Source organism: Paenibacillus sp. P36 (assembly GCF_045866505.1).
GTDB classification, from domain to species: domain Bacteria; phylum Bacillota; class Bacilli; order Paenibacillales; family NBRC-103111; genus Paenibacillus_E; species Paenibacillus_E chondroitinus.
In genome coordinates, this window is the sequence record NZ_AP038372.1 from 4,862,785 (window position 1) to 4,877,172 (window position 14,388).

At 48.1% G+C, this 14,388-nt stretch carries 13 protein-coding genes and 1 riboswitch; of the genes, 1 reads left to right on the forward strand and 12 read right to left on the reverse strand.

Translation table 11 applies throughout. From position 1 onward, the window contains the following. Positions 1-73: 73 nt before the first annotated feature. Positions 74-174, reverse strand: a riboswitch (TPP riboswitch). Positions 175-211: 37 nt separating this feature from the next. From ACKTT9_RS21815 to ACKTT9_RS21855, 9 genes are read right to left on the reverse strand one after another with little or no spacing between them, the layout of a single operon-like run. After that, positions 212-2,200, reverse strand: coding sequence for a right-handed parallel beta-helix repeat-containing protein (locus ACKTT9_RS21815; RefSeq protein WP_407867611.1), 1,989 nt, complete (start codon positions 2,198-2,200; stop codon positions 212-214). Between the two features lie 55 nt (positions 2,201-2,255). Beyond that, complete coding sequence (locus tag ACKTT9_RS21820) at positions 2,256-3,086, reverse strand: carbohydrate ABC transporter permease (RefSeq protein WP_407867612.1); 831 nt, start codon at positions 3,084-3,086, stop codon at positions 2,256-2,258. Next, complete coding sequence (locus tag ACKTT9_RS21825; RefSeq protein ID WP_127450759.1) at positions 3,079-3,957, reverse strand: carbohydrate ABC transporter permease; 879 nt, start codon at positions 3,955-3,957, stop codon at positions 3,079-3,081. Before ACKTT9_RS21825 ends, ACKTT9_RS21820 begins: the two co-directional genes overlap by 8 nt. A gap of 30 nt (positions 3,958-3,987) precedes the next feature. After that, positions 3,988-5,298 carry an ABC transporter substrate-binding protein gene (locus ACKTT9_RS21830; RefSeq protein ID WP_407867613.1) on the reverse strand — a complete coding sequence of 437 codons (1,311 nt, stop codon included), beginning with the start codon at positions 5,296-5,298 and terminating at the stop codon, positions 3,988-3,990. Positions 5,299-5,346: 48 nt separating this feature from the next. Continuing rightward, entirely contained in the window at positions 5,347-6,903 is a 1,557-nt protein-coding gene (locus ACKTT9_RS21835) for an FAD-dependent oxidoreductase (RefSeq protein WP_407867614.1), read from the reverse strand. Beyond that, complete coding sequence (locus tag ACKTT9_RS21840; protein ID WP_407867615.1) at positions 6,900-8,036, reverse strand: hypothetical protein; 1,137 nt, start codon at positions 8,034-8,036, stop codon at positions 6,900-6,902. Before ACKTT9_RS21840 ends, ACKTT9_RS21835 begins: the two co-directional genes overlap by 4 nt. Then, on the reverse strand, positions 8,036-8,821 hold the full coding sequence (locus tag ACKTT9_RS21845; protein WP_407867616.1) for a creatininase family protein: 786 nt from the start codon (positions 8,819-8,821) through the stop codon (positions 8,036-8,038). Before ACKTT9_RS21845 ends, ACKTT9_RS21840 begins: the two co-directional genes overlap by 1 nt. Then, on the reverse strand, positions 8,818-9,576 hold the full coding sequence (locus ACKTT9_RS21850; protein WP_407867617.1) for an SDR family NAD(P)-dependent oxidoreductase: 759 nt from the start codon (positions 9,574-9,576) through the stop codon (positions 8,818-8,820). The genes ACKTT9_RS21845 and ACKTT9_RS21850 overlap by 4 nt, the downstream gene beginning before the upstream one ends. Before the next feature lie 11 nt (positions 9,577-9,587). After that, a complete protein-coding gene (locus ACKTT9_RS21855) occupies positions 9,588-11,309 on the reverse strand; it encodes an amylo-alpha-1,6-glucosidase (protein ID WP_407867618.1) in 1,722 nt (573 codons plus the stop codon). Positions 11,310-11,539: 230 nt separating this feature from the next. On the opposite strand from ACKTT9_RS21855, the gene ACKTT9_RS21860 reads away from it, so the two are divergent. Beyond that, a complete protein-coding gene (locus ACKTT9_RS21860) occupies positions 11,540-12,358 on the forward strand; it encodes an AraC family transcriptional regulator (RefSeq protein WP_127450771.1) in 819 nt (272 codons plus the stop codon). Here ACKTT9_RS21860 and ACKTT9_RS21865 read toward each other — a convergent pair. Genes ACKTT9_RS21865 through ACKTT9_RS21875 form a run of 3 tightly spaced genes read right to left on the reverse strand, consistent with a single transcriptional unit; the run spans position 12,355 to position 14,374 of the window. After that, the gene (locus ACKTT9_RS21865; RefSeq protein WP_407867619.1) at positions 12,355-13,140 is read right to left on the reverse strand and encodes an IclR family transcriptional regulator; all 786 of its coding nucleotides are present in this window, start codon (positions 13,138-13,140) and stop codon (positions 12,355-12,357) included. The genes ACKTT9_RS21860 and ACKTT9_RS21865 overlap by 4 nt on opposite strands. Next, a complete protein-coding gene (locus ACKTT9_RS21870) occupies positions 13,137-13,526 on the reverse strand; it encodes a RidA family protein (RefSeq protein WP_407867620.1) in 390 nt (129 codons plus the stop codon). The genes ACKTT9_RS21865 and ACKTT9_RS21870 overlap by 4 nt, the downstream gene beginning before the upstream one ends. Continuing rightward, the gene (locus ACKTT9_RS21875; protein WP_407867621.1) at positions 13,523-14,374 is read right to left on the reverse strand and encodes an SMP-30/gluconolactonase/LRE family protein; all 852 of its coding nucleotides are present in this window, start codon (positions 14,372-14,374) and stop codon (positions 13,523-13,525) included. Before ACKTT9_RS21875 ends, ACKTT9_RS21870 begins: the two co-directional genes overlap by 4 nt. Positions 14,375-14,388 lie beyond the last annotated feature (14 nt).

Below are 14,388 nucleotides of genomic sequence, written 5' to 3' on the forward strand. Positions count from 1 at the left end.
CTTTTAATTAATCTAGTAGTCAAACAAAAAAACCGCTTTCTGATAGAAAGCGGCCGCGTTATGACAGTACCCAAACGACAAACAACCACTTCCCTTCGCTAGCATTACCTAGATCAGGTGTAAGGGTTAAGACGAACGTCTTTCTCAGCTATAACAGCACCCCTAGTGTTCAATACGATTCAATTGTCTTCTCAAATCTTACCACAACCTGCTATTGCAGCCAATCCCCTACCATGCCTGAAATCTCCCACTGTCCATCTGAGCGGCCCGTCAGCACGATAGAATTTCCTTGCAGGTTGGTTCCAATCAGGGTCTTACCCCCTAAGGGTGTTAGAATCGTCTTCCCCGGTTGTGTTTGCAAATTAAGCTGATACGGAGCTTCCACAAAAAATGTGTACGTGACGCTGGCTTTCGCTGTTGGCAGCAGCAAGGTGACCTCAGCGGATGCGCCAGCGTTGGTGATTTTGAAGCCTATGTAATCAAAAGTGACGGATCCGGAAGAAGGATATGCTTGAATAGGCAGCGGCTGTTTGGAGGCATAGATATCCTCGGCTGAGGGGTCTATGGCATAGAGCTTTTGGCCTCCGCCTTTGACGGAGCAGCCCAAATAGGTAACGTTCCGCAGCAATTCTGCGTTGTTTTTCTTTAACGAGAATCCACGCTTAATCAGCGGAACCTGACGCGTATCTACGGATTCGCAATCCCTATAAACCGCATTTCCGATCGCGGTTCTTACCTGCGACGGTACCGTTGTGAGGATGAACGAGGAGCCGTAACCGTAGGGGTCTTCCGGCTGGTTAACCGTGTTACAGTTCATCGCCCGGCACCGAATATAGGAGCGCTTCGCGCCGTCTGCCGAGAAAGATAAATCCGAGAATCCGGCGTACTGCTCACTTTCCGCGATACAATCAATCAGTTTGATTTCACCCTGTACGGCTTTCGTGCCATCTCCACCATAATTCATGGAGAAACCAAACGAGTTCCCTTTCGTTTTGCATTTATCAAACACGATATCGATGGGTTCACTGGCAGCCGTTGGTTTCAGCAAAGTGACCAGGAAGCCCCGGCCTGTATTTCCATCCGCCACACATTGGATGAAGCGAATATTTTTCAGCAAATCAAGTTGGCCATTCGGTTCAATATCGACTCCACTCTGCGGAGCTGTTCCTTTCGTGCCAGAGAAACGGCATTCCTCCACGGTGAGACCGTCTACGGAGATTACAGAGAGTCCTTGTCTTCGGTTATTATCCGCGCGGCAATTACGGAGCACAATATTCCGGCAGAAACCTACCGTCGATTCGAAATAGCCGATATAAAAGCCATCTCCACCGCTGTCATTTGCGTTGATATTCTCAATAACAATATTCTCCGAACCGCTGATGTCAAAAATATGAGCTTGTTCGCCTGTCGTATACGCCGCCTTGTTCATACGTAACGTCGAGCCGTTTCCGTTGATGTATACGTCTTTAACGGTTTTGATGCGGATCAATCGTTCGTAGACAGGCCCTACTTTGCTCAGTGTATCTACCGCTTGTATGACGGTCCCTGGCTCAAATTCAATCGCAATTTGACTTGGAATGAACAATTGGCCTGTTAAATAAAAGCCCGCCCGCTGTTTGGGAATAAAAAGCTTATGACCAGACGCGGTATTTAGCGCTGTCTGTAAAGCCAGCGTATCGTTCGTCACGCCGTCTCCTTTGGTGCCGAACCAAGAAGCAGTCAGCGTATCCCCGTAAATCCGCTTGAACCGCCTGCCGTTGGAGGACACAAGTACGGTTCCCGTGTTATCTACGGATGTAGTGTCGTTCGGATCATAACGGAAGAAGCCCTCCTGCATCTCGTTCGTTACGTAATAAGCAAGCGTAGGATCAGGTTCGAGCTCGAGCCTCAGGTCCTCCAACTTAACTGCGACGCAGAAATTCGTGTCCAGAATCTCCAGCAGCTCGGTTTTGCGTTTCTTAATCGCCACGCCATATACGGAGTTTGTAACCGATTGGTCGCTGGCAAAGGCGGTAGACTGACCTGCTACCTGCCATAATCCGCTGGAGACAGCAGCAATTCCACCTATCCCTAATGTGGCCAGCAATTTCCTGCGGCTAATTAATGGCTCCTTATGTCCTTGCCCCTCCGCTCCTCCCTCTGCGTTCACCGGAGCAGCCTCTTCTTCCATTTCATGCGATTGGTTAGATTGTTTAGACATAGCTGTAGTCACTCTCCTTTTCCCTATGCGGGCCATTTGTTGGAGTTCCGTAAAGTCAGCCTTTCAATCCAGTTGAAGCGATGCCTTGAACAAAGTATTTTTGCGCAAATAGAAATACGACAAGGACGGGGACAATGGTGATGACGGCACCAGCCATGATCAGGGTCATCCGATTTTGAACTTCGTTTTTCAGGAAAAGGAGCCCAAGCGGCAGGGTAAACATCTGTTTATTTTGCAAGTAAATAAGCGGTTCTAAAGTGTTATTCCAAGCGCTGATGAAAGTGAATACAGCTAGTGCGGACAAGGCCGGTTTGGCTAACGGAAGATAAATCTTATAGAAAATTTTCCAAGGGTTCGCACCATCCACCCAAGCCGCGTCATACAGTTCCTTCGGGAGTGTTTTATAAAATTGGTGCAGCAGGAAGATGCCAAAGGCCCCACCAAGGAAGCTTCTCAGTATAAGCGGATAATACGTATCAAGCGCACCGACGGATTTCCAGATAAAATACGTTGGAATCATCGTAATTTGGGATGGCAGCATCATCGTGCCAAGCATCGACAAAAATATCAGGTTCCTGCCGCGAAATTGAAAAAATGCCAACCCATAAGCTACGATCGCGCAGGAAGCTACGGTTCCAATTAAATCCATGATCGTGACAAAAATGCTGTTCATCGTGTACTGCAGAAAGTTTACTTCGATCCAGACCTGCCGGTAATTTTTCCAGACGAACGGGTCCGGGATCAGTTTGGGCGGCAAGGTTAGTTCCGAGCCTGCTGCTGTCAATGATGTTGAGAGCATGTATAGAAAAGGAACAAGCATAAGAACAGACCCGAGGCCTAATATCGCATAGGCGGTAACTTTCAAGCTGGTGTAGGAATTATTCATAATGCACCCACCTCTTTTCCGTTACCTTCTGTACAATGGTGATAGCTAGAATGACTAGGAACAATCCCCATGCCATTGCGGATGCGCTGCCCATTTTGAAATTCAGGAAGGAATCGCGGTAAATTAAGATGTTAGGCACCATATTCCGATCGGCGACAGAAATGACGTCACCAAGCATGACTAGAAACACATCAAACGCATGGAAAGCAGAGATTGTTGAAAGGATCATGACCATATAGACCATGGGGGACACGATCGGCATCGTTATTTTGGTAAAAAGCGTCCAACCCGTCGCCCCATCCATCCGTGCCGCTTCCAGCATTTCTTGGGAGATATTCTGCATGCCAGCCAAAATGAGGACCATCGAATACCCGGCGCCCTTCCAGATGTTTACAAGTGCAATTGAACCAATGACTAACCACCATTTCCCACTTCGTATCCAATCGACCGGTTGAAGTCCGAGCGTATGCAAAATCCAGTTCAGCAGGCCGTATTCATTGTTGTAAATCCACAGCCAGATCATGCCCCCTGCGACCCATGGCGTGATCACAGGGAGAAAGTAAATCATCCGAAACAAGGATTTTCCTCGAATCTGCTGATTGAGCAAATAAGCAAGAATGAGCGCAGTGAATGTCTGAAGCGGAACGAACAATACGGCAAAATAACCGACGTTGCGCATCGAAAGCCAGAAAACTTTCTGGTGCAGGAATTGGCTCCAATTACGCAGTCCGATCCATTGCGGCGGGTTGAAGAGATCCCACTTCGTAAACGTTAAATAAAGGGAAAATACGAAGGGAAACAAGAAGAAAATCAGCAGTTGCAGGACAAAAGGTACGGTGAAGACGAAACCCCACCAGCCTTGTTTGCGCATCGGAGCACCTCTTTTCAAGTCCAATCCGGTTTATTTGTTTTCGTCGAGTACGCCTTGGACTTTCTGCTGAATTTCTTTGGCGCCATCTTCCGGTGTTCGCTTGCCATCCATAATATCGTTCAGGATCGGACCAGCTGCTGCGCGCCATTCGTTCCAAGATGCGTTCTCATCCAGGGTTCCCCCCGCTTCTTCAATCCCTTTCGTATAAGCCTTCTTGTTCACCGGTTTCGTCGTTGATTTCTCGAGCTCGGCCAACGCTGTTTTCTTCACGGGCAAGCTTGTGCCGCTTTCTGAAAGCAAGCCTTGACCCTCATCGCTCAAATAGTACTTGAGGAATGTCCAGGCTGCCTCTTTCACTTCAGGCTTCGACTTGGAATAAACAATCCATTGGTTCACAACCATCGGAACAAAGCGTTTGCCGTCCATGCCGATCGGCATTTTGACGGTGTCCCAATCAAGGTCCGGCTTATTTTTATTAAGAGAGACTTGCGTCGCATACTGGAAAAAGGTCATGGCCACTTTCCCGTTTTCGAAAAATTTACCGGTGGTTGCCGCTTCTCGCGTAGGGCTAATCTTCAGCTTGTTGATGGTATCGGCCCATGCCGTTAGTCCTTGAATCGACTTGGGATCCGTGAAATTTGATTTCGTTAAGGTCGAATCTAGAGCGGAACCGCCGTATGCCCTCATCCAAGGGAGCCATCCTAGGGTGATATTGTTGCCTGCCTGGAAGCCATAAATATCCGGTTTTCCATCCCCGTTTGTATCTTTCGTCAACTTTTTGGCGGTTTCAATCATATCGTTATAAGTCCAGTCATCGGTCGGGAAAGGAATGTTATTGTCTTTAAAAATTTGTTTATTATAGGCTAGCGCGCCTGGGTTGATGCCATGTGGAATCCCGTATATTTTGCCATCCAGTTTTGCGGAGGTCAGTGCACTCGCATAGTCGTCGGTCTTCAGATCGCGCTTGATATACGGTTCCAGATTCTCCGCTACCCCGCGTTTCCCGTAACCAAGCACAACAGCATTTTCTTGCAGCCAAAGATCAGGGGGATTATTTCCCGCGATACGAGTGACGATTTTCGTGACAAAATCCGCCCACGGCGTTTCCTCGATTTCCAGCTTAATATTCGGATATTTCGCTTGGAAATTTGTGATAATCTTCTGGCTGGTGATGTCATAACCGCCGGGTAAGCCGATTTTCAACGTGACATCTTTCAAGGGAGCTGCTGTTGCCGTTCCTCCTGAATCGTTAGGCGTAGTAGCCGCCGGTTTCCCGGTTGAACAGGCTGTGAGGAGAGATAGAGCTACCATAAATCCAATAACGGTTGTCTTTTTGCTCATGCGTATGACCTCCCATTAAGAACAATTTTGAATCAATGACACCTGTATTTATGAATTCGCATGAAGGATTTGACCATCTAGCAGCAGTTGTTTACGCAGCAGCCCGTAATCCAGGTCTTGCAATGCGCATTGTTGCTGCAGCGCTAATGCGGCTGCCGTAGCTGCGGATTGGCCAAGAATCATAAACACAGGCTCCATTCGAATGGACCCGTAAGCGATATGCGAGGAAGACAAGCACACGGGCACAACGAGATTGGTACATTCCTCCCCTTTTGGAATTATCGCTCGATACGAAATCGGATAAGGTCCATTGGGACTGATTTCAACATTACCTTCGTTGATGCACCGACCGTCCAGCACCAAACGCCGACAGTTGTGCGAGTCCATCGTATAGGCGGCTAACCCGACGGAATCCTCTTCTTCCTTAAAATGGCGGCAATGATGCTCAGTCATCACAACGTCCGATATCATACGCCTCGCTTCGCGGATATAGAGCTGATGCGGCCATCCGCCCGTCGTGGTAAACTCGTCAGCTGGAAGCCCCCACTTTCGAACCTCCGCTCGAATGGCTGCCGGAATCGTGTCATCATTCGCTAGGAAATAAAGCATGCCCATATTATAGTGAAGATGCTGCTGAAAAAGCTGTTCGCGAACTTCATAGCTCGCTTCCGGCCAAGCATAATTACGCCCAATATAATCGGTTGAGACAGCGCCCCAATTATTCAAGTCACTTTTGCCGCCCGGCATCACCTTGTTGAGCTTCAAAGCATCCCAGACACCATTGCGAATATATCTCCCCAGTAAAGCGAATTCGTCGCGGTTGTAATTAGGCGGTTCAGGGTAAGGAAGTTGATTATCCGGGTTGCTGCTCAAACAGATTCGGAAATTGTAGGCCTGCACCGTATTATCGCCCTGACCTTGCACGCCTGGCAGCGCATCGGATATGCCTGGCAGCAGCCCGCTGTCTATCTTTCCTTCGATTACATACGGGTCTACCCAAGCCGTAAAGTTATGTTTGGGATGACCGAAATGGATCCCGTTCAAAATCTCTTTGTACACCTTGTTGGATTCTCTGCCCACATGATAGGAAACGCCGGCACGTGCGAGCAAATCCCCCTCATACGATGCATCAATAAACATTGGGGCTGTATAAATGTTGCCGTCTTCCATTTTGATTTGTATGATGCGACCCGATTGAAGTTCTACAGATTCTAGATGCTGCTCAAAATACACCGGTACCTCGGCTTGCTGCAACCATTCCGTGAAGATACGCTCCGCCACATGGGGCTCTAACGCCCAAGTTCTTCCATCCGGCTCATCGCTGCCGTAGTGCTTTCCCAATGCTTGATAAAACTCGCTGGAAATCCCACCAATCGATGACATGTTACCGACATCCGTACGTCCGAGGCCGCTTGACGTCATTCCGCCTACATGTTGGCTGAATTCGGCAATGACGGCTTTCAAACCCATACGGCTTGCTTGAATGGCTGCTGCTACACTTGCAGGCGTACCTCCATAGATACAAAGATCAGCCTCAATCCGATGAGGTTGACGAGGCAGATCCTGCTTGGACTTATAGTAATATAAATTTGGAAAAACACTCATGTGGATTCCTCCTCGGCTCCATGTGTATAAGAGATAGAACACAGCTGTGGTGAATCTATTTTTTTCCCTAGATGTAAAGATTCCATGGCCAGATTGATCATTCCTGTCGTAATAAAAGTCCGTTCTGTACAGACGGGTGAACGGCCAGTCAGCATCATCTGCTCAATCAGGCTGGTAAGCTTATCAAAATGCTTGTAGGGACGCCCCACTCCGCTATCGCAGCGGGCAGCCGTCACCTCGCCATTCGCTTCACGGAAAGCAAATCCCCACTCTCGAATAAAACGCTGAAGCTGAAGGACGTAACCTTTCAAGCCGTCTGTATAGGTAAGAATGAACAATACAGGAACGTCCACATGATCTCTCGGATTCCCTTGCGGAATATCTCTTAGAGAGCTTAGTGCCTGGATCATCAGATCTTCGGGAACCTCCCCTCGATCCATTGCGGTCCACACCGAACGGCCTTCCAGCGTTTGGATCGTAGCTATTCCCATCTCACCGCCAGCTCTTTGTTCGGCTGCAGCCTGCAGCACCTCCATGCCATGAAAGCCATATGACTCTATACCAAGCCAACTGACCACGAAAATCTCCTTCACCTGTTCTAATCTCTCTGAAGGATAACTGGGAACTTGAGGCGCATGCGGAATAGAGGATCCTCCCAGAAAAGGCAGTCCTCTTTTCGCCAGCTCACGGTATATCCACTCTGTATCCTGCATGCAATAAGACAGATGTTTATCGTTAAAAATAGGCACACTCAACCCTAATAGATCCAGCGCACGGAACGTTTCTTCAAAAAAGTAGCGGCGTGGATACAGCTTTTGACGCTTCTCGTTCCATGGGTAGTCTCCATGCTCGCCTATCAAAAGGACGCCATCAATCGGACTTTCGACATGCGGAGCGGCAATTGCCTCCAAAATGGAACCATAGACGGGAATCCCACGTGCTTGCGCTTCCGACATACCGATATCGTTGGATGGAACCTGATCCAGATATAAGGAAACCACTTCGATCTGTGGCGTATACCCGAACAAGCCCAGCAGCCGTCCGATAATCATTTCCGCATGGGAATCAGGCCGATATTCCGTTACGATGGCAGCCACTTTTTTCCGCTCAGTCCGCTCAGTCCATTCGCTCATCAGGTTGATTCCACTCCTTCATTCATCCAATTACCGACCTGCACAAGCCACTCTGCCGTTGAATCAATGATTGCTTGCAAGTACATGGATCCCTTAATCGCATCAGCGTGATGAGCAGAGTCCGTATAGCCATCCACGCCTGTTAAGAAATTGTGTTTCCCGATAAAAGTACCGGGAGGACCGGCATTAATCCATGCCCGCTGTGGATGCACCCGGCGATCCGTTGGCTGACTCCGTATCAGATCCGGCGCGAGAGAAGCGATAAGTGAGGCTTCAAACCCTCCGGCGTGCCCGGGTACCATCCCCATCTCTTGCGCCCCAAGCTCTGTAAGGGCTGATCTGGATAAACTCCAGTAAGAAGCGGAGGCGGTCCAACAATCTTGTTGTACGGCAAGATCTTGCGCTGCCTGATGCATCAAGGGTTCATTGCCGCCATGGGCGTTCAGAAAGATAATTTTGCGGAACCCGCCTCTAATCAGACTTTCACCTATTTCCTTCAGCATGAGGAGATAAGTAGATGAAGTGAAAGATAACGTACCGCCGAAAGCCAGATGATGCTGCGAACACCCAATAGCAAGCGTTGGGGCTAAGAGAAGCTTCGTAGATACCGCAGCCTTCCTACTGGCCTCAAAAGCGATATGCTCACCGATCATACTGTCGGTAAATACGGGAAGATGAGGCCCATGCTGCTCCGTAGCTGCCAGTGGAACCACGACGGCGTACCCCTCTTGGGCTTGCCGCTTTAACGTTTCACGAGTTCCGTGGTGAAAGAAAAGATCATTCATAGCGCAAATCCCCCGTCAATGGTAAGTAAAGCACCGGTTATATACGAGGCAGAGTCCGATAACAAAAAGGCAGCCAATTCCGAAACTTCATCAGGCGTCCCCGAACGCCCAAGCGGTGTCATCTTGGCAACCGCTTCTTTGAAAGAAAGCGGTAATGCATGCAGCGCCTCTTCCGTCTTGATGTCACCCGGGAGCAAGGCGTTAGCCCGAACACCTTGATGGGCGTAGTCAGCAGCGATGACACGGGTCATCTGGTTAACGCCTGCTTTCGCAGCGCCATAGGCTAGACAAGTTGGTTTCACTTTATGGCTTAAGACAGAAGATGCATTAAGTATAACGCCTCCACCCGATTCAATCAGGAGCGGAAGGGCATATTTATTAATCAGAAATGTACTCGTCAAAGTTCCTAGAAGTACTTGGTTCCATTCCTCTAAAGTGAGCTGCATAGCGGGTTTGGAGATCTGTGTATAGGCATTATGGTATAAACCATCCAAGCGGCCCCAACGACTCTGAACACTCTCTAAGGCAAAGGTGACCTGTTTCTCATCTCGCGCATCGGATTGGATGTACAATAATTCATTTGGAAGAAAAGGAGCGATGGCGGGTTCGTTCAACCTTAGGTTTGCATCCTCAGGCGCAGCAAGATCAGTCGCTGCAACTTTGGCACCACGTTCCAGAAACATCCGAACGGCCGACAACCCCAATTTGCCCAGCGCGCCTGTCACTAGAATTACTTTTCCGCTTAACTGAGCCACAATGGTTCCCCCTATGCCTGTTCCAATAATAGACAAGCTGTCAATGCTGCTGACCAATGAAAATCTCTAACAACGTCCATCTTCTGGCGAATATTATACGTACCTGTCGGTGGACCTTTTCGGTCGCATTCGGGAGGCGGCACGAGGTCCGCAGAATCAAAATACTCAAAAATAACGCCGTATTGTTCATAATATTTTTGCACCATTTGAATACTTTGCTGAGCTAGCTGATTTGCTTCCGTATGTCTCCCATGTTTCTTAAGGCCGGTATAGACGAGATAGTTCATATTCATCCATACAGGACCTCTCCACATGTCTGTGCTGTAGGTTTGTTCAGAGGCGGCTGTTGTTGGAATAGGGAATGCCGTTTGGAAACGATTAGGATCATGCAGCATGGCGATTAGACGATCTGCTCGTTCTTGAGGAAAATGATCCAGCAGCAGAGGCAAAAACCCACTTACTGCCTTCACCCGAGAGAAGTTTCCGTCCATGTCCCGATCATAATAAAAGCCTTCGCTCTCATCCCAGAGCATATGCTGAATCTGATCGTTCAGATCAGCCGACTTTCGCTGCCAATGTTGAGCAATTGCCGTCTCTCCGAGCTCATTCGCGATTAATCCGAGGCAATGAGCATCCTGAGCGGCGAATACAGAGAAATCAACGGCATCCAGTATCGCCGCACGATCAAACCTTGGTGAGTTATCCATCCCTGATTCTCCCGACCGGCAAAGCGGATTGCCTTCAATCATCCATTCCAGGAGTCCATTTCCATTACGGTCGCGGTTCGTGAGATCCCAATTTAAATATCGTTCCAATATTGGGAGCGCATAGCGTAAGTAATTGCTTTGCTTCGTATGCAGGTAGTTCTCCCAGACGCCCCATGCCAGTAAGGGAGGCTGCGTCATGCTAGAACCTGTTCCGTCAACTTTGCAGGTATGAGGAATCATGCCATCTTCACGCTGAGTATCCAAGACAGATTTCAGAAATTCCCAGGATAACTCAGGGTTCAACCTATTCATCGCAAACGAATGAAATACGGAGTCCCACAGCCACATCGCTTGGTGTGGAACTCGATCAGGCGTGGACCAGTGCTGGCGAATGACACCTTCAGGAGCAAGGGTATTGACTTTCATTACGCTGAAACACTTGTTAAGCAGTCGTTCTTTAGGCGGATCTTCGAGGCTGGGAACATGCTGATAAAATTGCAGCCTGGCTTCCGTTTCTTCCCAGACATCGAATGTCAGTCCTTTCATCACCCGGCTGACAGCTTCATCGAGATCGCTTCCGTAAGCTAAAGCCCATCGTTCCTCGTCTCTTAAAAGTACGATGACATCCCTTCCGTTTGCCGACTCCGTTACGATAAGGGCATCTTTTGTCCAAGCTTTACCCCCTTCATCTTCTTCAAAGCTTAAACGGATATCAACGGCCAAAGGGACCAGCCCGATCAATGTATGCCAACTCTGATAAACCGCTAGCAGCGGGCCCTCATCCATTTCGGTTAACAGGACATCTCCTGTGGCGATTCGGATCTCGCCGGAATGGGGAACAAGAAATTCCAACCTTCTACGCTTCGGTGTATGAAATAGCAGGCTGATCTCTTCAGCCCCTACCGTTGCTACGAATTGAGAATTCGAATCCGTTTGTCCGTCATATCCGGAGAAAGCAAACAGTGCTCCCTCTTTCCACAGATCTGGTAAATGCTTCTGAACATGCAGCGCCATCTTGCCCGTCAAATTTGCTCTCTCCTCTATGAACCCTTTTATTGACTTTATTATGGCTTATTTCAGATATCAGGTTCTATAGAAGAAATTGCGCTTTCATTACAAGATTTTGCTCTTTTCTTCGTTTCGGTGCGGATTCGTCTATGGTATACTCAGAATCATCTAATAGATAAGGCGGGTGAGCAGTATTGGATGCTTTGAAGAAAATTGAACCTTTCGAAGGCAGGCGCTTTCCCTTACGAATGACCGAAGTCATTAGCTGTTTTCACTTGGTTAGACCTCATTGGCACGAACACCTAGAGTTTATCCAGCTCATGGAAGGTGAAGCGCAAATTCATATCGATAATCGTTCCTTTGTCGTACGTGCACCGGCTATATTATTTATTAATAGCTGCAAGATTCATTCGATGCAGTCGCTGAATGGCAAGAGCAGCACCATCCATGGGATGATCTTCGATATGTCCTTGTTATCCGGATCTTTTGAGCATTCCGAATTACAGCATCTATACGCCCGCTTCATACAGACTGCTCCCATCCTGGAGCCCATCCTCCCCTCACATCCGTTATGGAACGAACTGACAACCCACTTTGAACTTGCCTATAAAGAGTACGCGGCTCAAGAAATTGGCTGTGAGCTTATCATTAAATCTTCCCTGTATCGCATGATGATTCCAATGCTTCGCAGCTTTCAGCAAGAGCTTTCTCTATCAAAAGACTTGAATAAAAGTTTCGATCAATACAAGCGGCTCAAGCCAGCGATTGATTTCATAGAAACCAGTTATGCTCAAAAGATTTATACCGACACCCTCGGCGGACTGGTCAATTTGAGCCCTTTTCACTTTACCCGTTTATTTAAAAAAGTCACCGGACTTTCCCCGATGAACTATATCAACCGCTATCGGGTAGAGATGGCCAAACGCTTATTGATCGAAAAAGACCTCACCATTACGCAAATTGCAGAGCGCACCGGTTTCTGTAATGTGAATTACTTTGACAAAGTATTTAAGGAAATGAATGGGTTCACGCCGTTGGAGTTGAGGAAACAGTTTACCGATGGTTAAGTAGCCTGATAATAGTGTATCGAAGTCAATTTCTTCGCCCCCTGCACGACCAACTCCGTCATCTGGCTCCATGTTTCTTCCTTCCACCGGGTTGTCGGAATGGAAATGCTCATCGCGGCTATCATTTCTTGATTCGCATTGAAGATGGGAGCGGCTGCACAACGGATGCCGTGTACCGCTTCCCCTTCGCTGAAAGCTACACCATCCCGGCGAATTTCCCGGAGCTGCTCGAATAATTTGTCAAGATCGGAGATCGTCCGATCGGTCAGAAGGCCCAGTTTTTGCTCACTGTACAGCTGAAGGATATCGTCATCAGGCATGGCACTTAAAAATAATTTTCCCATAGCTGTCGTGTGAAGCGGCAGCTTCATCCCCAAATGCGAGACAAAGCGCACATGGTGCGTGCTCTGTTTTTCAGCAATATACAAGATATTCCTATCGCTCCGAATCGCTAAATAAACGGCTTCATTTACTTCCGAGACGATTTGCGAAGCCATATATTGAAACTCTGTCGTTAAGTTTGTCTGCTGTGCATATTTGGCACCGATTTGAAAAATTTTATAACCAAGATGGAACATCTTGCCGTTCTCATCCTTCTCCAAATAACCGCGCTGAACCAGATTCTGCAAAATTTTAAATACACTGCTGGCAGGGAGCTCCAGACGGCGTGTGATGTCCATTAAGCTTAATTCACGTGTGTCCACTTCCCCGAACAATTCAAATATATCCAGTACGCGGTCAGCCGATTTGACGGTTTGGCTCGATTTATCCGTTATACTCATTGCTGATCCACCCTTTTTGGAGAAAGTGCGATGACATCGATTTCGACCAAAATATCAAAATTCAAATCACAATAGATGGTCGTCCTAGCAGGATAGGGATAAGCAAAATAGCTTCCGTACACCTCGTTAAAAGCCTCATAATGGGATCGTTCTTTTAGATAAACGTTCACTTTTACTACATCCTCTAAAGTGGAATGTGCTTCTTGTAAAATGTGTCGAATGTTATCCAGTGTCTGCAGGGTTTGAGCCTTCAAGTCCGTGCTTACGACTCGTCCGGTTGCAGGATCAAGTCCACCTTGGCCGGACACGAACACGAAACCTCCCGCTTGGATCGCGGAAGAAAAAGGCTTGCCGCTTGCTCCATCCGTAGCAATGGGTTGTTTCAATTTGCACCACTCCTTCTATTGTTGTCGTTCCAAAGAGCCCAGCATCTACCCGGTGTGTCTGTTCGGAAGTTCTCAATCGTTCCCGTATCCGCCATAGTGACATAACAGGTACGTCCGTCCACTCCTCCAAATGTTACATTTGTGCATAGGTTGCCGTTTAACGCAATCTCTCTTACCAATTCCCCTTGTGGGGAAAGAACGGCAATGGCGCCCTTTCCGTATCGCGTAACGTACAGATTCCCTTCGATATCGCAGCGCATGCCATCCAGTCCAAAGTCGGGAAACTCGTAAAATAATCGTTTGTTACTGACATCGTACCCTTTCGTAAGATCGTACTGCCAAATCCGCCGCTGAACCGTCTCGTTCACATACAAACTCCGTTCGTCAAAACTGACCTCAATGCCATTTGTAGTTCCCATGCCAGCTTCCAACAGATTAGATTTGCCGTTCTGGTCGATACGCCAAAGCATCCCATTGGATTGCTTCCAGTTCGGGTCACTTGCAAACCACACGCCATTCTTTGAGACAGCAAGGTCATTAGGCTGGTTCATGGCAGGCTGCTCGGCAAAGATCTCAATTTGAAGCGTTTGCATGTCAACGCGTAGAATTCGATGTCCGGTGTAATCGGCGATGAACATATCTCCCTGATGAAAGCGAATCGCATTCCCCGTAGCACCTGCAGGAAGTTCAAGAAATAAACGGCCAACCCCCTCAGGCGTTACTTTCCCGATCGTATGTCTTCGAGCATAGTTCACGGCATACACATTCCCTTGTTTATCACAAGCCGGCCCTTCAATTCCTGAGGTAAATAAATGGGGTTCCGTTAAAGTTTGGCTCACATACAACACTTGCTTCCACCTCC

What these genes read in the sequence shown, in the direction of transcription:
- ACKTT9_RS21845 (WP_407867616.1), bottom strand. Translation starts at nt 8,821, where the DNA reads ATGAATGATCTTTTCTTTCACCACGGAACTCGTGAAACGTTAAAGCGG.
- ACKTT9_RS21835 (WP_407867614.1), bottom strand. Translation starts at nt 6,903, where the DNA reads ATGAGTGTTTTTCCAAATTTATATTACTATAAGTCCAAGCAGGATCTG.
- ACKTT9_RS21815 (WP_407867611.1), bottom strand. Translation starts at nt 2,200, where the DNA reads ATGTCTAAACAATCTAACCAATCGCATGAAATGGAAGAAGAGGCTGCT.
- ACKTT9_RS21865 (WP_407867619.1), bottom strand. Translation starts at nt 13,140, where the DNA reads ATGAGTATAACGGATAAATCGAGCCAAACCGTCAAATCGGCTGACCGC.
- ACKTT9_RS21820 (WP_407867612.1), bottom strand. Translation starts at nt 3,086, where the DNA reads ATGAATAATTCCTACACCAGCTTGAAAGTTACCGCCTATGCGATATTA.
- ACKTT9_RS21860 (WP_127450771.1), top strand. Translation starts at nt 11,540, where the DNA reads ATGACCGAAGTCATTAGCTGTTTTCACTTGGTTAGACCTCATTGGCAC.
- ACKTT9_RS21825 (WP_127450759.1), bottom strand. Translation starts at nt 3,957, where the DNA reads ATGCGCAAACAAGGCTGGTGGGGTTTCGTCTTCACCGTACCTTTTGTC.
- ACKTT9_RS21840 (WP_407867615.1), bottom strand. Translation starts at nt 8,036, where the DNA reads ATGAGCGAATGGACTGAGCGGACTGAGCGGAAAAAAGTGGCTGCCATC.
- ACKTT9_RS21830 (WP_407867613.1), bottom strand. Translation starts at nt 5,298, where the DNA reads ATGAGCAAAAAGACAACCGTTATTGGATTTATGGTAGCTCTATCTCTC.